This is a genomic window from Nocardia sp. CA-084685, from assembly GCF_050955785.1.
Lineage (GTDB): Bacteria > Actinomycetota > Actinomycetes > Mycobacteriales > Mycobacteriaceae > Nocardia.
This window is the reverse complement of sequence record NZ_CP192094.1, coordinates 3,396,698-3,419,295: the sequence shown is the minus strand read 5'-3', so window position 1 is coordinate 3,419,295 and position 22,598 is coordinate 3,396,698. Positions and strand designations below refer to the sequence as shown.

The 22,598-nt window shown below is 65.4% G+C and carries 16 protein-coding genes and 1 pseudogene; 10 read left to right on the top strand and 7 right to left on the bottom strand.

Annotated elements, in window-relative coordinates; all coding sequences use genetic code 11:
• The first annotated feature begins 143 nt into the window (after positions 1-143).
• The 5 genes from ACQP2U_RS15685 to ACQP2U_RS15665 all read left to right on the top strand — a co-directional run bounded on the left by ACQP2U_RS15685 (position 144) and on the right by ACQP2U_RS15665 (position 5,326).
• Positions 144-1,844: an ATP-binding protein gene (locus tag ACQP2U_RS15685; RefSeq protein ID WP_433715326.1), complete on the top strand. Its 1,701-nt coding sequence runs from the start codon at positions 144-146 to the stop codon at positions 1,842-1,844.
• Positions 1,826-2,497, top strand: coding sequence for a response regulator (locus ACQP2U_RS15680; protein ID WP_433715325.1), 672 nt, complete (start codon positions 1,826-1,828; stop codon positions 2,495-2,497). The genes ACQP2U_RS15685 and ACQP2U_RS15680 overlap by 19 nt, the downstream gene beginning before the upstream one ends.
• Positions 2,498-2,622: 125 nt before the next feature.
• Positions 2,623-3,162, top strand: a complete 540-nt coding sequence (locus ACQP2U_RS15675; RefSeq protein ID WP_433715324.1) for a hypothetical protein — start codon at positions 2,623-2,625, stop codon at positions 3,160-3,162.
• A 265-nt stretch (positions 3,163-3,427) separates the two neighbouring features.
• Positions 3,428-4,474 (top strand): Gfo/Idh/MocA family oxidoreductase, encoded by a 1,047-nt coding sequence (locus ACQP2U_RS15670; RefSeq protein ID WP_433715323.1) that lies wholly within the window; start codon positions 3,428-3,430, stop codon positions 4,472-4,474.
• A gap of 51 nt (positions 4,475-4,525) precedes the next feature.
• Positions 4,526-5,326 carry a M50 family metallopeptidase gene (locus ACQP2U_RS15665; RefSeq protein WP_433715322.1) on the top strand — a complete coding sequence of 267 codons (801 nt, stop codon included), beginning with the start codon at positions 4,526-4,528 and terminating at the stop codon, positions 5,324-5,326.
• A gap of 14 nt (positions 5,327-5,340) precedes the next feature.
• Here the strand turns inward: ACQP2U_RS15665 and ACQP2U_RS15660 are convergent.
• Positions 5,341-5,889, bottom strand: a pseudogene (locus ACQP2U_RS15660) (phosphatase PAP2 family protein); the annotation flags it as partial.
• 142 nt (positions 5,890-6,031) lie between these two features.
• Between ACQP2U_RS15660 and ACQP2U_RS15655 the strand changes: the two are divergent.
• Positions 6,032-6,253, top strand: coding sequence for a hypothetical protein (locus ACQP2U_RS15655; RefSeq protein ID WP_433715321.1), 222 nt, complete (start codon positions 6,032-6,034; stop codon positions 6,251-6,253).
• Between the two features lies 1 nt (position 6,254).
• On the opposite strand, the gene ACQP2U_RS15650 is transcribed toward ACQP2U_RS15655, so the two are convergent.
• Positions 6,255-6,758 carry a gluconokinase gene (locus ACQP2U_RS15650; RefSeq protein WP_433715320.1) on the bottom strand — a complete coding sequence of 168 codons (504 nt, stop codon included), beginning with the start codon at positions 6,756-6,758 and terminating at the stop codon, positions 6,255-6,257.
• 41 nt (positions 6,759-6,799) lie between these two features.
• On the bottom strand, positions 6,800-7,306 hold the full coding sequence (locus ACQP2U_RS15645) for an RDD family protein (protein ID WP_433715319.1): 507 nt from the start codon (positions 7,304-7,306) through the stop codon (positions 6,800-6,802).
• A 279-nt stretch (positions 7,307-7,585) separates the two neighbouring features.
• On the opposite strand from ACQP2U_RS15645, the gene ACQP2U_RS15640 reads away from it, so the two are divergent.
• Positions 7,586-8,746 carry a serine hydrolase domain-containing protein gene (locus tag ACQP2U_RS15640; RefSeq protein ID WP_433715318.1) on the top strand — a complete coding sequence of 387 codons (1,161 nt, stop codon included), beginning with the start codon at positions 7,586-7,588 and terminating at the stop codon, positions 8,744-8,746.
• Here ACQP2U_RS15640 and ACQP2U_RS15635 read toward each other — a convergent pair.
• Positions 8,728-12,669, bottom strand: a complete 3,942-nt coding sequence (locus tag ACQP2U_RS15635; RefSeq protein ID WP_433715317.1) for a hypothetical protein — start codon at positions 12,667-12,669, stop codon at positions 8,728-8,730. The two genes, ACQP2U_RS15640 and ACQP2U_RS15635, sit on opposite strands and share 19 nt — an antisense overlap.
• A 67-nt stretch (positions 12,670-12,736) precedes the next feature.
• Here ACQP2U_RS15635 and ACQP2U_RS15630 point away from each other — a divergent pair, with 67 nt between their 5' ends.
• Entirely contained in the window at positions 12,737-13,657 is a 921-nt protein-coding gene (locus ACQP2U_RS15630; RefSeq protein WP_433715316.1) for an LLM class F420-dependent oxidoreductase, read from the top strand.
• Here the strand turns inward: ACQP2U_RS15630 and ACQP2U_RS15625 are convergent.
• Positions 13,646-17,092, bottom strand: coding sequence for a DNA-directed RNA polymerase subunit beta (locus ACQP2U_RS15625; protein WP_433715315.1), 3,447 nt, complete (start codon positions 17,090-17,092; stop codon positions 13,646-13,648). The genes ACQP2U_RS15630 and ACQP2U_RS15625 overlap by 12 nt on opposite strands.
• A 316-nt stretch (positions 17,093-17,408) precedes the next feature.
• Entirely contained in the window at positions 17,409-19,433 is a 2,025-nt protein-coding gene (locus ACQP2U_RS15620) for a CocE/NonD family hydrolase (RefSeq protein ID WP_433715314.1), read from the bottom strand.
• Between the two features lie 198 nt (positions 19,434-19,631).
• Between ACQP2U_RS15620 and ACQP2U_RS15615 the strand changes: the two genes are divergently transcribed.
• On the top strand, positions 19,632-20,309 hold the full coding sequence (locus ACQP2U_RS15615) for a dihydrofolate reductase family protein (protein ID WP_433715313.1): 678 nt from the start codon (positions 19,632-19,634) through the stop codon (positions 20,307-20,309).
• 1 nt (position 20,310) lies between these two features.
• Here the strand turns inward: ACQP2U_RS15615 and ACQP2U_RS15610 are convergent, their stop codons facing one another.
• On the bottom strand, positions 20,311-21,042 hold the full coding sequence (locus ACQP2U_RS15610) for a TetR/AcrR family transcriptional regulator (RefSeq protein WP_397040833.1): 732 nt from the start codon (positions 21,040-21,042) through the stop codon (positions 20,311-20,313).
• A gap of 46 nt (positions 21,043-21,088) precedes the next feature.
• Between ACQP2U_RS15610 and ACQP2U_RS15605 the strand changes: the two genes are divergently transcribed.
• Entirely contained in the window at positions 21,089-22,597 is a 1,509-nt protein-coding gene (locus tag ACQP2U_RS15605) for an FAD-dependent monooxygenase (RefSeq protein WP_433715312.1), read from the top strand.
• Position 22,598 lies beyond the last annotated feature (1 nt).

Genomic DNA, 22,598 nt, shown 5'->3' with positions numbered 1-22,598 from the left:
CTTGCTCCTAGCGGATCAGGTAGAGCGAACCTACGTGGGCCGGGTCACACTTCGAGGCTTGTGCGCACAACCGGTGCAAACGAGGCGATTCGAAGGTTGTGCGCATTCTGCTCACGTCGGTCCGCGTGGTTTATGCTGCGGAAATGGCCAGCGACGGCAGAGCACGACGGCACGCGACCGGACACTTCCGGTTGCGCACCCAGGTGCTGCTGCTGCAGATCGTGATCGTCTCGGTGACCCTCGGCGCCGCCTTCGCGGTATTCGGCTACGTCAGCGGCCAACGGCTCAACGATCAGTACGGGCAGCGTGCGCTGGCCATCGCGCGCAGCATCGCGGCCGAACCGGTGGTGCGCGAGGAGGTCGCACGGTATGCCCCGGGCACGGTGACGCCCGAGCTGCGGGCGCAGCTCACCGCGGGACCGCTGGAGCGGATCGCGATCGATACAACGCAGCGCACCGGCGCGCTGTTCGTGGTGATCACCGACGATGCCGGGATCCGGTTGGCGCATCCGGACGAGGCGCGACTGACCGAACATGTGAGCACGGATCCGTCGGAAGCGCTGGCGGGCCGGGAGGTGATCGTCAAGGAACGCGGCACGCTCGGGCCATCGGTGCGCGCGAAAGTTCCTGTGCTGGAAAATGATTCGGATCGTGTTGTCGGTGCGGTGAGCGTCGGTATCTCGACCACCGCGATTCGCGGGCAGTTGCTCTCCGATCTGCGCACCGCGGCGCTGTTCATCGCCGCCGCGCTCCTGATCGGCATCGCGGGTTCGGCATTGCTGGCGCGGCGCTGGCGCGGGTTGACGCTCGGACTCGAACCTGCCGAACTGGCCGAACTGGTCCAAGGGCAGGCGGCGGTGCTGCACGGCATCGGTCGCGGTGTGCTGGCCGTCGACTCGGCTTGGCGCACGACGTTCGTCAATGACGAGGCACGGCGGCTGCTCGGAATCAGCGCCGAGATCGGCAGGCCGGTCGACGAGATCGGTTTGACGCCACGGGTGCTGGAGGTATTCCACGCGCTCGACGAACAACCGACGCCGGCCACCATAGGCTCGCATATCGTGGTGGTCGCGGCTCGGCCGGTCACACGTGACGGACGCGATCTCGGTGCCGTGCTGACCGTGCGCGATCGCACCGATGTCGAGGCATTGACCCGCCAACTCGACGCCGTGCAATCGATGAGCACCGTACTTCGCGCCCAGCGCCACGAATTCTCCAACAAGATGCACCTGCTCAGCGGGCTGCTGCACAGCGGCCGCACGGAAGAGGCGTCACATGTCATCGATGAGCTGATCGGTGCGGGACCGCTCGGCGCGGCAACACCCGGCATCGATGCGATCCACGACGCCTATCTGCAGGCCTTCCTCGCCGCCAAGGCGGCGCATTCGCGCGAGAGCGGCGTCGAACTCGTCCTCGGCCCGAATACTTGGGTGGACGGCAACCTCGCCGAGCCCGTCGATGTCACCACCGTGCTGGGCAATTTGCTCGACAACGCGATCGAGGCGGCACGCATCGCCGACCATTCCGTCAAACAGGTGGAAGTCGAACTGGTGCAGGAGGATTCGACGTTGCACATCGCGGTCGCGGACAGTGGTGACGGTGTCGCGCCCGAAATGATCGAAACCCTGTTCACCGAGGGCACCTCGACCCGTGAGGATCATGGCGTTCCGGGCGGGCGCGGTGTCGGCCTCGCACTGATCCGCCAGATCGCCCGCGCGCACGGCGGCGATGTCCGGCTCGCCAGTTCGCGTGGCGGTGCACCGCCACTCACCGGTGCCGAATTCATTGCCCGAATCCCCGGAGTACTCGTAGACAGCGAAATGCCATGGCCGCAACAGATCTGACCGTGCTGGTCGTGGACGACGACTTCCGCGTGGCCAATCTGCACGCCGGAATCGTCGAATCCATCGCGGGTTTCACCGTCGCTGACACCGCGAATACCCTGGCTGGTGCGCGAGAACTCAACGCCGCCAACGAGATCGATCTGGCGCTGGTCGACGTGTACCTGCCCGATGGTTCGGGCATCGACCTCGTGCGCGAATTGCACTGCGACGCCATGGTATTGACCGCTGCCACCGAAAGTGCCACCGTCCGAGCCGCATTCACCGCTGGTGCACTCGCATACTTGGTGAAACCCTTCCCACACACCATGCTCGCGGCCCGCCTTGCCGGATATGCCCGCTACCGGCGCACCCTCGCAGCACCTCAGATCGATAACGCTGCCATCGAGTCCGCGCTCCAGGCGCTGCGCCCCACCTCGTCGCCCGCTGCGGCGACCATCATCGCCTCCCCCACCAAAGATCTTGTCCTGCACACCATCCTCGAGGCCGCCGCACCCTTGTCCGCCGCCGAGGTGGCTACCGCCATCGGCATCTCCCGCGCGACCGCCCAGCGCTACCTCGCCGCCCTGGTCGCCGCGGGCACCGTCCACATGCGTCTGCGCTACGGCACCACCGGCCGTCCCGAACAGGAGTACACCGCCGCACCGCGTCGCTGAATGCCCCTGTCGATCCGGACGGAAATCGGAGACACTAGCATTAGGCGTGCCTAACCTTAACCAGGTTGGGTGAGTTGTGTGAGTGAGGATCGACAAATGCATGGCCACGACTTGGGGCGGCGCCGATGATGGCGCTGGTAGGCGGGGGACATACCCGGCGCGGTTTCGCGATCCGGACGGTTGCCACCTGCGCCGCGCTCGTGACGGCGATCTGGTTGTCGACCCAATTGCACTGCACGCCAGCGCTGCATCATGCGGCACTGCTCATCCACCTGACATCGCTGGTCCTCGGCTTCGGCGCGGTGTTGGCGGTGGATTATTTCGCCGTCGCCTGGGTCCTGCGTCGCACCCCTCTGCGCGAAATGCTGACCGTCGCAGATCGCCTCCAACTGCCCATCTGGCTCGGCGTCATCGGTCTGGTCGCCAGCGGCGTACTCCTCGAACCGAATATCGCCAACCACACCACCCAGACCAAAATGGCGCTGGTAGTCGCCCTGACCCTGAACGGCCTGCAAGCATCCGCCTTCACCGACCGGGTCGCGGCCCGCGGCGGCATCCTCGACCGACCACTGATCGCCCGCGGCGCGCTAACCCTGCTCATCTCCCAGGCTTGCTGGTGGGGCGCACTCTGGATCGGCTTCTGGAACACCACCAACCACGCGTAATCCTCAGTTGCTGCCGCTTACCGCGGTACCCGCACCGACGCCGATGATCATCAATCCACCGGTGGCGCCGACGGATCGAGTCGGCGCGGACGAACCGCGCCCGCGCGGCACCCGCGATCACGACCCACATTCCGTCCGAGAGTACTTGGACGCCGAGCGCGATCGCCCCGAGCATCAGCAGCCGTAGCGCACCTGTGGCTGGGTCGGATATGAGATCGCTATATCCCAAACGTCGCGCCGCAAGAGGTCCGGTAGCGTCGGAACGATGAGCCTGCAGGTCGCCATAGTCGGGTACGGATTGGCCGGGTCGGTATTCCATGCGCCGCTGATCGCCGCGCAACCGAGGATGCGGGTGGCGACGGTGGTCACACGGTCATCGGAGCGGGCGGAGCAGGCGCGGCGCGAGCATCCAGGGGTGCGGGTGCTGGCGAGTGCGGAGGAATTGTTCGACGATATCTCGGGCCTCGATCTCGTGGTCATCGCGACGCCGAATCAAACACATGCGCTGCTGGCGCGGCAGGCACTGGACGCCGGGCTGCCGGTGGTCGTCGACAAGCCGTTCGCGGTGAGTGCCGCCGACGGCGAGGATCTGATCGCGCGAGCCGAGCGCGCCGGGCTGGTGCTGTCGGTATTCCAGAATAGGCGTTGGGACGGTGATTTCCTGACCGTGCGGAAACTGATCGCGGATGGGCGGCTCGGTGCCGTGCGCCGTTTCGAGTCCCGATTCGAGCGGTGGCGTCCGGTGCCGAAGGGTGGCTGGCGCGAGGTCGGTTCCGCCGAAGAGGGCGCGGGACTGCTGTTCGACCTGGGTAGTCACCTGATCGATCAGGCGGTGACGCTGTTCGGCCCGGTGCGCACGGTGTACGGCGAACTGGACCGGCGACGGCCGAATATCCAGACCGATGACGACGCCTTCGTCGCACTCACCCACACCTCGGGCGTGCGATCGCACCTCTGGATGAGCGCGGTAACTCCGCAGCTGGGACCACGTTTTCGGGTGCTCGGTTCCGAAGCCGGTTACCTCACTTACGGATTGGATCCACAGGAGGAGGCACTGCGTTCGGGCCGTCGCCCTGGTGACGGCCCTTGGGGCACAGTCGGACCCGAACGGTGGGGGGTATTGGGCGCGGAACCCAGCCTCGAACCGGTCCCTACCATCTCGGGCGACTACCCCGCGTTCTACGACGCCATGGCCGCCGCACTCCTCGACGACGCACCCGTTCCCGTCGACCCACGCGACGCCGTCACGACCCTGCGATTGATCGACGCCGCCCACAAATCGGCGGATCTCGGAGAACTCGTCACCACCTGATCGGCTCGCGACGAGTCAGCGAAGCTCGCCGCCGCCGGATAAGGTGCGGCGGTGCAAACAGCGGAATTCGTCGAGCGCGGCGCCTCCATCGCGGACCGGCTCACCACAACCCAGGCGGTGCCACCATGGTGGTTGGTCATCGCGACAGCAGTCGCGGCCCTGATTCTGGTCGGATACAGCCCGCTGTGGCGGCTCACCCGCAATGTGGTCACCATCGCGCACGAGGGCGGCCATGCGCTCACCGCGCTGCTCACCGGCCGCAGGCTCAACAGCATCACACTGCACTCCGACACCTCCGGCCTGACCGTATCGAGCGGAAAACCTTACGGCCTCGGCATGATTTTGACCGCGATGGCGGGCTATCCCTCGCCACCGCTACTTGGCCTCGGCTTCGCCGCACTGCTGGGCGCCAACCGCATCACTCTCATGCTCTGGACCGCGATCGCCCTGCTCGCAGCCGTCCTGATCAAGGTGCGCAATGTCTACGGACTGCTGACGGTGTTCGGCTTGGGCGCCGTCGTCTTCGCGGTGTCCTGGTTCGGAACCGATACGGTGCAGGCCGGTTTCGCATATCTCGGCGCGTGGTTCCTACTGCTCGCGGGAACCCGGCCGGTGATCGAATTGCAGCGCGGGCGGGTTCGTCGCTGGAATATGCCGCAGGGCACGGATTCCGATGCCGATCAGCTCGCCCGGCTCACCCACATCCCCGCGCTGCTGTGGGTCTTCGTCTTCGGCGCGATCGCGGTAGCTGCGCTGGTCGGCGGAGCGCTGCTGCTGTCCGAGGCCGCGGGTGTCTGCATTCCCAACGTCTCCGGCGCGGAGTGCACCACACCGGCCCTGCCCACCAGATAGGTCCGGTACGCCGCCAGACACAGCGCGAGCCACAGCGCACCGATACTCCAGCCGCCGAGCACATCGGTCGGCCAGTGCACGCCCAGATACCAGCGGGAAAGGCCCACGGCCACAACGAATACGGCCGCGACGATCACGCCGATGCGGCGCAGGGCCGGACGGTGCGATCGCGAAAGCACCACCGCGGCAAGGAGTCCGATCACCACGATCGACCCGAGACTGTGCCCGGACGGAAACGCCTGATTGGTCTCGGTGATGAGACGATCCGCCTCAGGTGGGCGAGTACGCCCGACGAGATGTTTGCCGACCACGACGAGCACACCCGCGCCCATCGTCGTGACACCGGCCAGCACCACCTCCGGCCACCGCCGGCGCCAGGCCAGCACGACACACAGAACCACCGCCACCGCGGTCATCGCCAGCGTGCCGCCCAAGTCGCTGACCCCGATGGCAACAGGCGTCAGCAGCCCGTCACGCCGCTGGACCACCCAGTCGGTCCCCGGCTGATCGATCGCGGTGACGCCGCCGCGCCAGAGCACGCTGCCGGTTATGGCGCAGACCATCGTGGTCAGCACCACGATGCTGCGAACTGGTAGCGGACGACTTGTCATACCTCCACCATGCCAGATCCGCAGCTGTGAGATTGCTGAGCGTCCGGCCGAGGATCTACCGGATATACCGTTGCGATGTCGTAGGGTGTTGGCCGTGAATCGATGGCCGGACCATGCCAGCAGCGGACCGGACGAGCACTCGCCAGTCGCGGAGTTGGCTCGTGCCCTGATCCACGCGATATGCGATACCGTCGCGGGCTGGCTGCATCCGTTCGCGGGTGCGGCGACCGTACCGCTGCTGCTGCTCATCCCGCTGCTCATTCTCGGCGTGGCCTGGCTGGCGACCCGGGTCGTGCGTCGACGCACGCATCCCTGAGTCAGCTCGACTGCCAGGCGGTTATCGCCTCGCGAACCAGTTCGGCGGGATCCTGGGTCGCATCCACGGTGATGCCGAATTCATCCGAAGCCAAGGGTTGCAAGGCCGCGAGTTGCGAATCGAGCAATGCCGCTGGCATGAAATGGCCACGGCGAGTCTGCATTCGGCGAGCCAGTTCCGCGCGCGATGCGGACAGATGCACGAAGAACGCCTCGGGTGCGGCCGCACGCAACCGATCGCGGTAGCTTCGCTTGAGCGCCGAGCAACTGACAACACCCCCGCGCTCGCGCCGCTCCCCCAGCCACGCCGCCACGATATCGAGCCACGGGGTGCGATCGTCATCGGTCAGTGGCACACCGGCCGCCATCTTCTCGATATTCGAAGCCGGATGGAAGTCGTCACCCTCGGCGTATTCGACCTGCAGCGTCTCGGCAAGCAGCGCACCGACGGTGGACTTTCCGCATCCGGAGACGCCCATTACGACGACAATCGGCCGATCTGTCATGCGAGCTCCACTCACCAGGCCGACCCTATCGGTAGCCCGCGCTACGACGTTGCGAGGACGAAGGTCTCGGCGACCTTGTCATGCCAGCCCTGCCGAGCGACATGATCGAAATACGGCGACACCGCACAAACCACGCCCCAGACACCGCACAGAACGCTTGGCAGCACGAGAGTCACCCAGCGGATCAATGCCGCCGCCGCGCCGATACCTTCCCCCGGCGCGGCGGCGGTGTCGATCCGCACGACGCGAATGCCGAGCGCCTTCTTCCCGAAGGTCGCACCCTGGGTCGCGGTCAAGCCGACTTCGTAGGCGAGGCCCGCGAGCAAGCCGAGTGCGACGACCAGCAGCACGGTCCCCGCGCCGAATCCGGAATCGGTATCGGCGGGGAATTCGCTCGACGAGTCCGTGCTCGCCGTCACGACGGCGGCGACAATGCCGATCGGTATGCCGACGACGACGGTATCGATGAGCCGCGCGCACAGCCGGGTTCGCATACCCGCTAGCCGATATCGACCGGAGGGGATGGTGAGGTAAGCGGTACTGGACATGCTCGAGATTCCCCTCCGTTTCCGATCGCCGACGGCCGCGGGAACAGGAATCGACCCGCCGAACTCCCCTCCACATGGTCCGGCCGGCCTGATTCCTGTTCCCGCTCGCCGACCGGACGTTACGCAGCGGCGCGACCACGCAGCCACTGATCGGCTTGCCGAGTGGCGCATCTGTGCAGTTCACGGTCACGCAACGGAATTCCGGACCGGAATGCCGGTATGTCGCAGCGGTTGCGGTAATTTGATGCCTCGAAACACCGCGCATGCCGCAGGAGGGGAATGACTGCCATCAGGGGGATGGTCGCCGCTGTGCTCGTTGTGTTGGCAATGCCCGGCATCGCGCGGGCCGAAGAGCCGATCGATATCTTGCAGGCGGGTGCCGACGCCGGGGTCGCGAGCGGTTATCCGGGCGTCATCGGATTGGTCCGCAATGGCTCCGACACGCGCTACGTGCACGCGGGCTACGGCGAGTTGTCCACCCGCACTCCCGCCGACCCGAAGGCACGGTTGCGCATCGGCAGCTTTACGAAGGCGTTCGTCGCCGTGGTCCTGCTGCAATTGGAAGCCGAACATCGGCTGTCCCTCGACGACCCCATCGACCGCTGGATTCCCGGCGTCGTGCCCGACAGTGCCGGTATCACGATCCGCCAGTTGCTCAACCACACCTCCGGCCTGCCGGAATACACCGACGATCCGAGGATCTCGCTGCCCTATATCGCCGGGGTCGAAAGATGGCCTGCGTGGTCCCCCCAGGCGGAGGTCGATATCGCGCTGCAGCGAGGTCGGATCGCAGCGCCCGGCGTGGGGTTCGCCTATGCCAATACCAACTATGTCCTCGCGAGCATGGTGATCACCGCCGTGAGCGGCCATCATACGGCCGACGAAGTGCGCGAACGCATCATCGAACCACTACAGCTGCGCGATACCACCTATCCGGTCACGGACCCGAATCCGCACGGCAACTGGCTGCACGGCTACACCTGGCAACGCGATATCTCGGTCGCGGATCCGCAGATCTACGGCGCAGCGGGCGCGATGATCTCCACGCTGGACGACTTCGCCACCTTCACCCACACCCTGTTCTCCGGGCAGCTGCTGCCACCCGCGCAACAGACCCAGCTCACCGCCACGGTGCCGACACCCGACGATGGCAACGGCTACGGACTCGGCGTCCTTCATGCGCAGGCACCATGCGGTCCGGTCTGGACCTACCTCGGCCGGACGCTCGGCTACGACAATCGGCTCGTCGCCAGCCCGGATGGCAGCCGCATCGTGCTGCTCACCGGCAACGAATTCCACTACCTCGCCGACAACGCCGCTGCCGCACGGTTTCTCGACGATGCCGCCACACGAGCCTTCTGCGCACTGTCTTCACCCACCGCGCCGTCTCCGCAAGCTCCGTCTGCTGCCAGCCCCTCTGATCAGCAGGGCGGACGATAGGCCATCCGCGGCAGATGCGCCTGCCACACCTCGCGGGTCAATACCGCGCGACCGACATCGCAGATGCGCGCGATGGCGTGCCGCGGGTCCAGATCCCACATGCTCAGCACGCCGTTGCCGGTGCCGACCAGATATCGCCCCGCCGGATCGAAGGCCAGCTGCCAGCTCGTCGTGCTCGGCACGGTGATCGAATGCCCGAGCGGTTTCGGATGCGCGCGGTCGCGGAAATCCCAGATCCGCACGGTCGAATCCGCGCTCGAGGTCGCCATCGTCGCGCTGTCGGGACTGAAGTCGACGGACAAGATATTCAAACCGTGCGTCGCGATCGGCTCGCCGAGTTCGCGCACCGCGGCGGGATCGGAGATGTCCCAGGCTTGCAGGGTGTCGGCCGCGAGACTGACCAGCGTCCTGTTGTCCGGCGTGATACCGATCCAGCCGAACGGTTTGGTCGGCTCGCTCGGAATCTCGCTCAGCACATGGGGTGCGGCCGGATTCGACAGATCCCAGAGTCGGATGACGTATCTATCCTGGCCGGTATCGGTCCGATCCAAAGACATGGTCGCCATCAGCTCATCGCCGATGCTGTACATGGCGAATGCGCCGCTGCCGGTGGCCAATGGCATCCGGCGACCGAGCGGGACCGGATGCGCCCGGTCGACCAGATCCCATACCTGGAACGACCAGGCCGCATCGTCGGCGATGGTCCACAAATATCGACCGCCCGGACTGAACATGGCGGCGAAGATCCCGGGCAGTTCCGCGATCGTGCGCGCATGCGCGGGATCGCTGACATCGTGCAGGAGCACACGCGGCGGCGATCCGACTGTCGAGGCGGCCGAGTGCCCGTCTCGGCTCAGCGCGGCTCCCGCCGCGTACAGCTCGGTGGGACCGGGTCCAAGGTCGGCTAGTTTGCGCAGGTCGGCGCGATCACGTACATCCCAGAGCGCGACCCGGCCGTTGATCGCGCCGGTCACCATCGTGCCCTCGGTGCTGAACGCGGGCGGCACAGGTAACCACCCGAGCCGCCCGGGGAGCACGGCGGGCGCCAGCGACCAGAGCCGGATCACGCCGAGCGCGCCCGCGGCCGCGACGGTATGGCCGTCCGGACCGAAGGCAAGCGAGTTCTGCGTGTCCTGACAGACCAGCATGGTGCTGACCTCAGGACACGGTGACGACGATGCCAGCAACGGTTCGCCGAGCGGCCGCGGATTGGCGCGGTCGGCGATATTCCACACCGTGACGCCATTGCGGTTGCCCGCGGCAAGGGCGTCGCCGTCCGGGCTGAACGCGAGCGAGCGCACCGCCGAGCTGGCGGCCGAGAGCATCGAACCGCGGAGGACCGGCCGGACCGGATCGGTGATATCCCATACTCCGACGGTGGCATCGCCGGTATTCTCCGCCCACGGCGAATCGCCGCCGCTGCCGACCGCGAGGGTCACACCGTCCGGGCCGACCGCCACCTCCCGCACCGGCCGCGCTGGAATCGGGATCGGCGCGCCCAGCAGTGTCGGAGTATCGCCGATGGTCCACAGTTGGATCGCATCGTCGTAGGCGACAGCGAGCCAGAATCCCTTGGGATGGAATGACATCGATCGAGTCTGCTGTGGAACCGGCAGCGGGGCAGCCATTTTCGTCGGTGACGCGGGGTTCTGCAGATTCCACAGCGTGACGGTGCGATTGTTATCGGCAGCGGCGAGCACCCGCCCGCTCGGGCTGAAGGCCACCCGGAACACTTCACCGGCGATCGGGACCGCCGCCGGGGCCGGATGTCGCGGATCTTCGACATTCCACAGCTGCAATGCCTTGCCGCAGGCCGCCGCAAGGAGCTTCCCATCGGGGCTGAACGAAATCGAGGTCGCCGGGGCGTCACAGGTCAATGGCGTGCCGATGGGCTGTGGACGCGCGCGATCGATGAGATCCCACAGCCGGACCGTGTGGTCCTCGCCCGCCGACGCGAGCAGCGCTCCGCCCGGTTGGTATGCGACCTGGTCGACCGCGCCGATATGGCCGGACAGCGGGGTCGCCAGCGGCAGGTTCTGGGTGCTCAGCAGTCGCGAATTCACGTCCGGGTCATCGGGTTCGAGGCGATGGGCGACCAGGGCGAGTTGGGCTGACAGGGTGGGGTCGGTGGTGCGCAGACTCTCGGATTCGGCGAGCACCGCCGAGAGCAGGGCATTGTCACGCTGTTCGTCCTTCAACCGGACTTGGCCGTAGGCGGCGATGCCGAGGACGAGCACACCGACGCCGAGCAGGGCGAGCACCGCACGGGTCGCGGCGGCCCAGCGTCGCGACTTGGTTCGGGAAGCCTGTGCCGCGGTGAGGAATTCGGTCACGGAGTCGGTGGCCGGATGCTGGTCTGCGGCTTCTTTCGCGCTCGCCAACCGGGTGCCGCGGTAGAGCAGGGCTGGATCATTGCCGGATGAGGACCAGTCCGCCGCATCGGCTTCCAGCCGTTGGCGCACCAGATATCCGACGCGATCCTCCTCGATCCAGGCCCGCAGTCGGGGCCAAGCGCGCAGCACGATTTCGTGGGTGAAGTAGGCGCTGTCGGCATCGGAAGTAACCAGCCTGGCACGAACCAGTGTTTCCAGCACCGCATCGGCGGCCTCGGAATCGACTGCGCGGCTGATCAATTCGGCGCGGGCGGCACGACGCCTGGTGTCGTGACCGTCCGGACCGACGCTGACCAGGCTCAGCAACAGCGGTTCTGCCTCGATCCGCTGGGTGACGGTGAGTTCGTCCCAGGCCTGTTCGGCCGTCGCCGCGACCGAACCCGTGACCCCGCCCGCCTTGCGATAACCGGCAACAGTCAGGCGTAGTCGTTCCCGATGTTCCCAGGTCGCAGCCATGACGTGGGAGAGCAGCGGCAGTGCGCCGGGATCGTAGCTGCGCCGGTTCTGATGATCGCCGAGGCCACAGAGTTCGGTGACCACCAGTTCGACCAAGCCTGCTTCTAGTTCGAGTCCCGCCGCCGAGGCCGGTCCGGTAATGGCCTCGGACAGTTCGCTCAGCCGCATCGGGCCGAGTACATAACCTCGGTTGTTCAGTACGTCTTCGAGGATCGGATAGTCGAGGCAGGGTGCGTAGAAGTCGGCACGCACGGCCAATACTACTGTTGCCCAACGATTTTCGTGCGCCACAGCGAGGTCCGCAAGCGCGGTGAGGAAACCCTCGCGCTCCTGCTCGTCTTGGCAGGCGGTGAACAATTCCTCGAACTGGTCGACGATCAACAAGCCGTATTTGCCGATAGCCCAGTCCTCGCCGACGGCTTCGGCCAGCGCTGTCCGCGGTTGCGCGCCGGGAGTGACAGTCGTTATCTGCCAATCCTTTTCGATCTTCCGGACCGCCGGGACCAAACCCGCGTGCAGCAGCGAGGATTTACCCGCACCCGACGCGCCTACCAGGGCGACCATGCCGCCCACGGCCGCGTCGAGCGTGCTCAGTACCAGCTCGGTGAAATCGGTGGTGGCGCGGCCGCGGCCGAAAAACCATGCCACGTCGTCGGATTGATACGACGTCAGCCCCCGATAGGGGCATACGCCGGTGGCCGGATCGTTTTCGGGTTTCCAGGTGACGGCTGCCTGCCACAGCCGCCGCCACTCCGGTAGATCCACCAGTTCGCGCTGCACGGGCGCGGCCGACTTCTTGGCCAGATCGAGCAAGGTCAGCAGAATCGGCAACAGCGTCTCGAATTGCGCGGGGACATTACGGCCCGAGCGCCAGTCGCTGATCCGCTGCAACGATGCGGTACCGCCCTTGGCCGGTCCGCGGGTGGCCTTCATCCGCGCCTCGGCGGCGGTGGCCACCTGCCGCAATTTAGGATTGCCCGCGGCCTCGAACAGACTCATCAGACGTTGGGCGAATACCGATCTCGGCGAAACACCCCTGCGTAGATCGGATTCCGATTCGACCGCGCCAACCACCGGCCAATGATAAGCGGCGGCGAATCAGACCCGACCCACGAGACCATTTTCGGGCACCATGGTCGGCATGGATCTACGCATCTTCACCGAACCGCAGCAGGGTGCGAGTTATGACACCCTGCTCACCGTCGCCAAAGCCACCGAGGACCTGGGTTTCGACGCGTTCTTCCGCTCCGACCACTATCTGGCCATGGGCGGCAGCGATGGCCTGCCCGGCCCGACCGATGCCTGGATCACCCTGGCCGGGCTGGCCAGGGAGACCAAGCGCATCCGGCTCGGCACCCTGGTGACAGCCGCCACCTTCCGACTGCCCGGACCGCTGGCCATCCAGGTCGCCCAGGTGGACCAGATGTCCGGCGGCCGGGTCGAGTTCGGACTGGGCAGTGGCTGGTTCGCCGAGGAACATGCCGCCTATGGAATCCCGTTCCCGCAGGACAAGTTCACCAGATTCGAGGAGCAGCTGGCGATCATCACCGGCCTGTGGGCGACCAAGCTCGGCGATAAGTTCAACTTCGAAGGCGCGCATTACGCCATTACGGACTCCCCCGCACTGCCGAAGCCGGTGCAGGACCCGGTGCCGCTGATGATCGGCGGGCACGGTGCGACGCGCACCCCGCGCCTGGCCGCCACCTACGCGACCGAATTCAATATGCCCTTCGGCTCGCTCGAGGACAGCGCCCGTCAATTCGACCGTGTGCGCGCCGCCGCGCAGGCGCGCGGCCGCCGCCCCGACGATCTGATCTACTCCAATGCCCTGGTGGCCTGTGTCGGCGCCTCCGATGCCGAGGTGGCCCGCCGGGCCGCCGCCATCGGCCGTGAGGTCGAGGAACTGAAGACCAACGGGCTCGCGGGCTCCCCTGCCGAGGTCGTCGACAAGATCGCCCGCTACGCCGAAATCGGCGCTACCCGTCTCTATCTCCAGATCCTCGACCTCGACGATCTGGCGCACCTGGAACTCATCGCGGCCCAGGTGATGTCACAGCTGTAGATCGTCCACGGTGGCGGATTCGTTGCGAGACAGGTTGATGCCCAGATTCGCCGCCGTCCGATCGATATCGTCCTCATCGACGCCACCCATTTCGATGGCGGCGCCGTCGGAGGACAGCACCTCGACGTTGAGGCACAGCGACTGGAGCTCCTTGAGGAGCACCTTGAACGACTCCGGAATGCCCGGCTCCGGAATGTTCTCGCCCTTGACGATCGCCTCGTACACCTTGACCCGGCCCGCGATATCGTCGGATTTGATGGTGAGCAGTTCCTGCAGCGTGTAGGCGGCGCCGTAGGCCTGCATGGCCCAGCACTCCATCTCACCGAAGCGCTGACCACCGAACTGGGCCTTACCACCGAGCGGCTGCTGGGTGATCATCGAGTACGGACCGGTCGAACGGGCGTGGATCTTGTCGTCGACCAAGTGGTGCAGCTTCAGGATGTACATGTAGCCGACGGCCACCGGGTACGGGAAGGGCTCACCGGAACGTCCGTCGAACAGCGTCGACTTGCCGTTGTCGTCGACCATGCGCTCACCGTCGCGGTTGGGCAGGGTCGAGGCGAGCAGACCGGTCAGCTCCTCTTCACGAGCACCGTCGAACACCGGGGTGGCCAGATTGCTGTCAGCGGGCACGGCGCGCATATCCTCCGGCAGCGCGCTCGCCCAGCCGGGTGTGCCCTCGATCTTCCAGCCCGCCTTGCCGATCCACCCGAGGTGGGTCTCCAAGATCTGGCCGATGTTCATACGACGCGGCACACCGTGGGTGTTCAGGATGATGTCCACCGGCGTGCCGTCGGGCATGAACGGCATGTCCTCGGTCGGGAGGATCTTGCCGATGACACCCTTGTTGCCGTGACGGCCGGCCAGCTTGTCGCCGTCCTGGATCTTGCGCTGCTGCGCCACATAGACGCGCACGAGTTCATTGACCCCGGGCGGCAGATCATCGTCGTCCTCGCGCGAAAACACGCGAATACCGATGACTTTGCCCGATTGACCGTGCGGCACCTTCAGCGAGGTGTCGCGCACTTCACGCGCCTTCTCACCGAAGATCGCGCGCAGCAACCGCTCCTCCGGGGTCAGCTCGGTCTCACCCTTGGGAGTGACCTTGCCGACCAGGATGTCGCCATGTCGCACCTCCGCGCCGACGCGAATGATGCCGCGCTCGTCGAGATCGGCGAGGACCTCGTCGGAGACGTTCGGGATATCGCGGGTGATCTCCTCGGCGCCGAGTTTGGTATCGCGGGCATCGACTTCGTGCTCCTCGATGTGGATCGAAGTGAGCACATCCTCTTCGACGATGCGCTGCGACAGGATGATCGCGTCCTCGTAGTTGTGGCCCTCCCACGGCATGATCGCCACGAGCAGGTTCTTGCCGAGCGCCATCTCACCGTTCTCGGTGCACGGACCATCGGCGAGTACCTGGCCGGACTCGACCCGCTGCCCTTCGTCCACGATCGGGCGTTGATTGACGCAATTGCCTTGATTCGAGCGGGCGAACTTGCGCAACCGGTAGCTCTTGCGGGTGCCATCGTCCGCCATGACGGTAATGAAGTCGCCCGAAACCTCCTCGACCACACCGGCCTTCGCATTGACCACCACATCGCCCGAATCGAGAGCGGCACGAAACTCCATACCGGTACCGACAATCGGCGCCTCGGAGCGGATCAGCGGCACGGCCTGGCGCTGCATGTTCGCGCCCATGAGGGCACGGTTGGCGTCGTCGTGCTCGAGGAACGGAATCATCGCGGTCGCGACCGACACCATCTGGCGCGGTGAGACATCCATGTAGTCGACCTCGTCGGGGGGAACCGATTCGACCTCCTCGCCGAAGCGGCGGGCCAAGACCTTGTCCTCCGCCAGATACCCGTCCGCGTCGATCAGCGAATTGGCCTGCGCACGCACATACCGTTCTTCCTCGTCCGCGCTGAGGTACACGACCTCATCGGTGACCACGCCGTCGACCACCTTGCGGTACGGCGTCTCGATGAAGCCGAACGGATTGACCCGCGCGTACACCGACAGGTAGCCGATCAGGCCGATATTCGGGCCCTCCGGGGTCTCGATCGGACACATCCGGCCGTAGTGACTATGGTGCACATCCCGCAGTTCCAGGCTGGCGCGTTCCCGCGACAGACCACCAGGGCCCAGCGCCGAGAGCCGACGTTTATTGGTCAAGCCCGACAGCGGGTTGTTCTGGTCCATGAACACCGACAGCTGGGAAGTTCCGAAGAACTCCCTGATCGACGCGGTCACCGGACGGATATTGATCAGTGTCTGCGGGGTGATGGCCTCCACGTCCTGGGTGGTCATGCGCTCGCGGACGACGCGCTCCATCCGCGACATGCCGACTCGGATCTGGTTCTGGATCAGCTCGCCCACGCGGCGCACGCGACGGTTACCGAAGTGGTCGATGTCATCGACGTCGACCGGAACTTCGACACCGCCGGGTACTGTCATGGTCTTTTCGCCCGCGTGCAGCCGGACCAGGTACTCGATGATCGCGATGAGATCCTCCTCGGTCAGCACCTGGTCGGTGGTGGTACTGATGCCGAGCTTCTTGTTCATCTTGTAGCGACCCACGCGCGCCAGGTCGTAGCGCTTCTCCTTGAAGAACAGGTTCTCCAGCAGCGCTTGCGCGGACTCCTTGGTCGGCGGCTCACCTGGACGCAGCTTGCGATAGATATCGAGCAGTGCGTCGTCGGTGCCGACCGTGTGATCCTTCTCCAAGCTCGACATCATGACCTCGGAGAAACCGAAGCGCTGCGTGATCTGCTCGGAGCTCCAGCCGAGCGCCTTGAGGAAGACCGTCACCGGTTGGCGGCGCTTGCGGTCGATGCGCACACCGACGGTGTCGCGCTTGTCGACATCGAACTCCAGCCACGCGCCACGCGACGGAATGACCCGCACACTGTGCAGATCCTTCTCGGTGCCCTTGTCGACCGAGTGATCGAAGTACACACCCGGCGAACGCACCAGCTGCGAAACGACGACGCGCTCGGTGCCGTTGATGATGAACGTGCCCTTATCGGTCATCATCGGGAAATCACCCATGAAGACCGTCTGGCTCTTGATCTCACCGGTGTTGTTGTTGATGAACTCAGCGGTCACGAACAACGGCGCCGCGTAGGTCATGTCCTTGTCTTTGCACTCGTCGATGGAGGCCTTGACCTCCTCGAAACGAGGATCGGAGAAAGAAAGCGACATCGACCCGGAGAAGTCCTCGATCGGCGAGAGCTCCTCGAGGACCTCCTGCAGTCCGCCCGTCGAATCGCCCACGCCGAGTTCGGCGGCGCGGGCCTCCCATTCCGGGCCGCCGATCAGCCAGGCAAACGAATCGGTCTGCACGTCGACCAGGCCGGGAACCTCCAGCGGCTCCCGGATCCTGGCGAAGGAAATCCGCTTCGGTGCACCAACCGTCCGGCTCGATTCTGACAAGGTGCGTCCTTCCCCTCACGCAATGCGCGAACATCGCTTGTCTACTGATGAATTTCGCCCCGGCCGCGCACCCGAACGAAACTCGCGCACCACAAAGGAAACATCACCACAGCGAGTGATGTTTACAACAATTGGTTCGTGAGGTGGACAGGAGGCAACCAGCGCAACGTCCAAAATTACACTCACACTCGCTGAATGTCGAGTGCGGAACAGAAAAGGAATCAACGTTTTTGAGCCACGTCAGAACCGCGCCGAATTGCTTCCCATTTATAGAATAACTTGCGCTGCCCGCCTACGTCAAGCTTTTCGCCACATTTCAGGCGATGGGCCGGTTCGTGGGCAGATTGACGAAGCTCGGCGCATCCGGATCGAGCTGCAGGTATTGCGGCTTGAGTTCAGTGGCGTTGAGCATCGGCCGAAAAGCCAAAGCCTTCGGCAGGTTTCCGGCGAACACATCCACCCGCAGCCGGTGGCCGGGCAGCAAGAGTGCTTGGGTCGGGATGACCGCGATATCCAGTGTCACGGGTTCTCCCGGCACGACGGGCAGCATGCTCTCCAGGGTGATCGGGTTGTACGGCGCGGTGTAATCGCCACTCGCCGAGCGCATGCTGCGCACCTCGTCCACCGCACGCAGTGACGCGGTGAGCTGGCCGGTGGTCAATACGGTCGACGTACCGTCGGGCGAGACATCGTTGACGGTGACGTCCCAGTAGCCGTCCGTCGCATCATGCACCGCGTTGAGGTGCACATTGATCGGTCCGGAAAGCACCGTCGGCTCACTCATCTGCGCACTGGTGAAGGTCAGCCCATTGCCCTCGGCGACGCGAGAATCCTTGGCGCAGATGTCGAATGGCGCGGCTAAACCGGCGGAGCCCTGCGCGGTATCGCGTGAGCATGCCATGCTCATCCCGGGCGCCACTTGCAGGGCGGTGCGGTCCTTCGGCTTCGTCGAGGACAGTGACCCGTCGTGCACCGCATGCTCGGCGGTATCGCTCGACGCCGAGGACAGGTAGACGCGACGATGTGTGACACTGGGTTCCGGGAACTGTCCCAAGGTCTTCCAGCCCGCACCCTGCTCCCACAGCGTAATCGGCCCGAAGTCGCCGATGCCGTTGTCGATGCCTTTGAGCCACTTGTCGAACCACACCCGCTGCAGCACATCCAACCGTGGCGGAGCGCCGGGCACACCGGTACCGGCACCCGGATTCGCGTGGTAGGTATCGCCGATCAGCAACTGCTTCTTCGCCTGTGGCAGTGGGATGACGTTGTACAGTTTGGACGCGCTATTGGCGAAGATGTCATGCCAGCCGCCATACATGAAGGTGGGCACCGTGATTCGCTCCGGATGCCCGAGAATCCCCTGCCGGAACTCACTGTCGTCGTCGAGTGCGGCGGCCAGTGCGGTCGGCACCCGGTCCAGCGACGGGGTGAGCAGCGCCTGCGCCAGTAGATCGGAATTGGTTGCCGGATCGGCCACTCTGGACTGGAGCCATTTCCAGTCGAAGGTGCCGTTGAGCATCGACGGCACGTCGGGAATCAGCTTCGACTGGTTCACATTGCTCAACCACAGGGGCAAGAAGGTGGTGCCGATACCGCCACCCGGTGCGACGACATCACGCATCAGATCGCTGCCCGCCTCCACCGGGAAGATGGCTTTCAATGCGGCAGGAGCGTTTTCGGCCGCACGCAGTTGATTGATGCCCGCATAGGAGCCGCCGCTCATACCGACCGTACCGTTGGACCACGGCTGCTCGGCCGCCCAATCGATCACCTCGAGGGTGTCCAATTGTTCACGCTTGCCGAGGGTGTTCCAAGTGCCCTGGGAGAAACCGGTACCGCGGACGTCCGCGACCACCAACGTGTAGCCGCTGCGGATGAGATTGCGGTCGATGCCCAGCACGGTTTGGATCATGCCGCCGTCGAGCGCGTGCATCAGCTCACCGAATCCGCTGATCGGCGTGCCGGACAGATTGAGACGCCGGACCATGTCCATGGTGAACGGCCGCAGTCCGGGCGTGGCGAAGGCCGAATCGATCAGATTGCTCATGAGTTTGGTGTAGGGCGTGAGGTTCACGATCGTCGGCAACGGCTTGTCGACCACCGTGTTCGCCGCATCGACGGGTCGATACACATTCGCCTTGAGTACGACGCCGTCGCTCATGCGAATCGGGACATCCCAGTCGATATGGACATCCGGATACTCCTGTGGGCCGTCGTGCATAGCGGTCCACCGCTCACTGAGGGCGCTGTCGATGCTTTGCTCGGCGGTCGCGGAGCCGCCGCTACTCGAGGCAAGTGCCACCACGGCGGCGACAACGGTCGCCAGTCGAACCCAACGCATAAGCGCAGGTGTCACTCCATGCCCCGACAACTCGCGATCCCCTCTCGATTGGTAGGCAGCACGCGGACAAGATCGTCCGATCGACGCGCGACGACGACGATAGCAACCCATTGGCGAATATCGCGCTAGCTACGGTCGGTGCGGTTCGTCGGATTCGGTCGCAGACTCACTGAGCCCACCATGCGGCGTTATCGAACCGTGACCGGTTCGGGTCGAATCGCCGACCTGCGCTCCGACCCCTGGGTACACGCCACCGCGGCGTGCTGGGTCGAAAGGATCGAAATGCGCAAGCTCATCGTCGTCAACATCATGTCGCTGGACGGCTACTTCGAAGGCCAGGGCGGCAATGTCATGGCCCTGCCGATGGACCAATCGTTCGACCGCACCAACCTCGAGCACATCCGCAATGCCGATACCGTCCTGCTCGGCGGCACGTCCTACCGGATGTTCAGCGGCTTCTGGCCGAATGTCGAGCACGATCCGACGTTCTCGTCCACCAATCGCGAATTCGCCAAGCGCTACAACGCCATCGACAAGGTCGTCGTCTCCGACCACGCGGAACTTCCGCCCGCGGACCACGCCTGGGCGAGGAACACCCGCATAGTCCCTCGGTCCGATGCCTATGCGGCGATCGCCGAGCTGAAGCAACAGCAGGGTGGCGATATCGTCGTCTTCGCCAGCCGAATCCTGTGGAACGACCTGCTGATCCACGGCCTGGTGGATGAATTGCACGTGGTGATCGGCGCGGCCACGCTCGGCGGGGGCACCCCGATCTTCACCGGCGACCACCCGCCCTTGCGGCGGGTGGAAACCCGAACCTTCGACGACTCCGACAACATCTTCGTGCGCTACGTCGCGCTCGATGGCTCGAATTGAGTTATTTCGGTAGTCCGAGACGGCCCGTGATGCCGTCGAGCAGGCTGGTCAACGTCCACTCGACGGGGTCTGCGGCACCGGTGGTGGTACGTGCGGCGATCCAGCGTGCGAAGGCCGGATAGCGACCGTCGGCGAGGATCGGCGCCAGCATCGGTCGCGCGGCGGCCGCCAACTCGTCGTCGGTGTGCAGTCCGGAGCGCGCCCGCATGCGGTTCTCCTCGGCGAGTTGCAGTGCGGCGCCGATGAGATGGCCGTCCACGGCGGCGGTGATCAGCGTCATATCGTCGGCGGCGATATCGAGGGGCTCCAACAGGGCGAAGCGGAAGTCGAAGTAGCGCAGCGCATTCGGCCCGATCGGGGGTCTGGTATGCACGAGTTCACCGAACCAGAGGTGGCGCTGGATTACCGACCAGCTGGCGAGCGAAAGCTCTTCGAGTGCGGTGCGCCAATGCCCCGAAGGCGCTGCGGGCAGCGGAATCTCGCCGTATACGGCATCGATCATCAGGTCGACCAGACCGTCCTTGCTGCCGACATAGCGATACAGCGACATCGGCGTGGACGCCCCGACCGCCGTCGCGATCCGCCGCATGGTCAGCGCCCGCGCACCCTCGGCATCGGCCACGGTCAATGCCGCACGCAGGATGCTCGCCCGGCTCAGCGTCGTGGTCGGTCGGCCGGGTGGTTCCGGCAGCGACCAGATCAACGGTCCGGGCGGCGACGAATCCGCACTCATTGCCACCTCCTTGCCGGGCATTCAACCATTCGTGTACAACGTACACATGATGTACAAAGTACACGCACCTTGTGTTCTGATCGTCGGTGGCGGATTGGTCGGGCTGTCGGCCGCGCTGTTCCTGCGTCGGCATGGCGTGGCAACCGTGCTGGTCGAACGCCGGGCCACCACCTCCCCGCAACCCAAGGCCAGGCGCATCAATATCCGAACCATGGAACTGTTCGGCCAGCTCGGCATAGCCGAGCAGGTCCTCGAGGCGGCCCGCGACCTCGCCGGGTACCAGCACTTCGCGGCCGGTCCGACGCTCGCGCAAGCCGAACGAATTCCCTTCACGCTGCCCGGTGGGGTGCCGGACTGGTCGACCATCACCCCAGCCACCGCCTGCCTGTGTGCCCAGGATCTGCTGGAGCCGGTGCTGCGGCGCATCGCCGTGGCCCGCGGCTGCGATATACGGTTCGGCGTCGAGCTCACCGACTTCGTCGACGCGACCGATGGCATCACCGCCACAATCCGCGCCGCCGACGGCACGGTCGAGCGATTGCGAGCGGACTACTTGATCGCCGCCGACGGTGCGTCGAGTCCGATCCGCGAGCGGCTCGGCATCGCGCGCGATGGACGTGGCACGCTCGGCCGAGCCGTCAACGTGTACTTCCGCGCCGATCTCGCCGAGTTGGTGCGCGGCCGCGAATTCAACCTCTGCCAGATCGAGAATGCGGATGCGCCAGGAGCTTTCGCCTCGATCGACGGGTCACGGCGCTGGATATTCACCACCACCGTTGGGGTCGACCGTCCCATCGATGAATGGCCGAACGTATTGCGGACGGCCATCGGCGTACCCGATACTCCGATCGAGCTGCTCAGCGTACTGCCCTGGGAGCCAGGGATGTTCGTGGCCGAGCGATATCGTGCGGGCCGCGTCTTGCTGGCCGGTGACGCCGCACACGTCATGCCGCCCTTCGCCGCCGCTGGCGCGAATACCGGCATCGAGGACGTGCACAATCTGGCCTGGAAGTTGGCGGCCGTACTCCGCGACGAGGCCGATCCGGCATTGCTGGACACCTACCACACCGAACGCCATCCGGTCGGCTGGTACATCGCCGACCAGTCGAGCATCCGAACCGCCGACCTGCGCACCATGAATCGCGAATCCACCGACGCCACACCACTCGCCGACCCAATCGCCCTGATCCTCGGCCATCGCTACCATGCGGGCGCGCTCATCGACGACGGCAGCACGCACACCATGGCGCGGCTCGATCTCACCGGCCAACCCGGCACTCGGCTGCCGCATCGCCGGCTTCCCGACGGTCGCTCCACACTCGACCTCATCGACACGTCCTGGGCCCTGCTGGTCGGCCCAGCAGGCACCGCATGGCAAGCCGATCTACCGCTGGAAATCCATGAGCTCGACCAGGATTGGCCCGAGACCGTCGGTCTCTCCCCTACCGGCGCGCTGCTCGTGCGCCCCGATCAGATCATTGCCTGGCGCATGCCGAGACTGCCGAGTGATCCGCCCGCCGCGCTGCACGCCGTCCTGGATCGCATAATGCGATGAC

Excerpts from the sequence above, each read along its gene's own strand:
- ACQP2U_RS15640 (WP_433715318.1), top strand. The coding sequence starts at position 7,586 with ATGACTGCCATCAGGGGGATGGTCGCCGCTGTGCTCGTTGTGTTGGCA.
- ACQP2U_RS15675 (WP_433715324.1), top strand. The coding sequence starts at position 2,623 with ATGATGGCGCTGGTAGGCGGGGGACATACCCGGCGCGGTTTCGCGATC.
- ACQP2U_RS15610 (WP_397040833.1), bottom strand. The coding sequence starts at position 21,042 with ATGAGTGCGGATTCGTCGCCGCCCGGACCGTTGATCTGGTCGCTGCCG.
- ACQP2U_RS15650 (WP_433715320.1), bottom strand. The coding sequence starts at position 6,758 with ATGACAGATCGGCCGATTGTCGTCGTAATGGGCGTCTCCGGATGCGGA.
- ACQP2U_RS15680 (WP_433715325.1), top strand. The coding sequence starts at position 1,826 with ATGGCCGCAACAGATCTGACCGTGCTGGTCGTGGACGACGACTTCCGC.
- ACQP2U_RS15645 (WP_433715319.1), bottom strand. The coding sequence starts at position 7,306 with ATGTCCAGTACCGCTTACCTCACCATCCCCTCCGGTCGATATCGGCTA.
- ACQP2U_RS15620 (WP_433715314.1), bottom strand. The coding sequence starts at position 19,433 with ATGCGTTGGGTTCGACTGGCGACCGTTGTCGCCGCCGTGGTGGCACTT.
- ACQP2U_RS15630 (WP_433715316.1), top strand. The coding sequence starts at position 12,737 with ATGGATCTACGCATCTTCACCGAACCGCAGCAGGGTGCGAGTTATGAC.
- ACQP2U_RS15605 (WP_433715312.1), top strand. The coding sequence starts at position 21,089 with ATGATGTACAAAGTACACGCACCTTGTGTTCTGATCGTCGGTGGCGGA.
- ACQP2U_RS15670 (WP_433715323.1), top strand. The coding sequence starts at position 3,428 with ATGAGCCTGCAGGTCGCCATAGTCGGGTACGGATTGGCCGGGTCGGTA.
- ACQP2U_RS15685 (WP_433715326.1), top strand. The coding sequence starts at position 144 with ATGGCCAGCGACGGCAGAGCACGACGGCACGCGACCGGACACTTCCGG.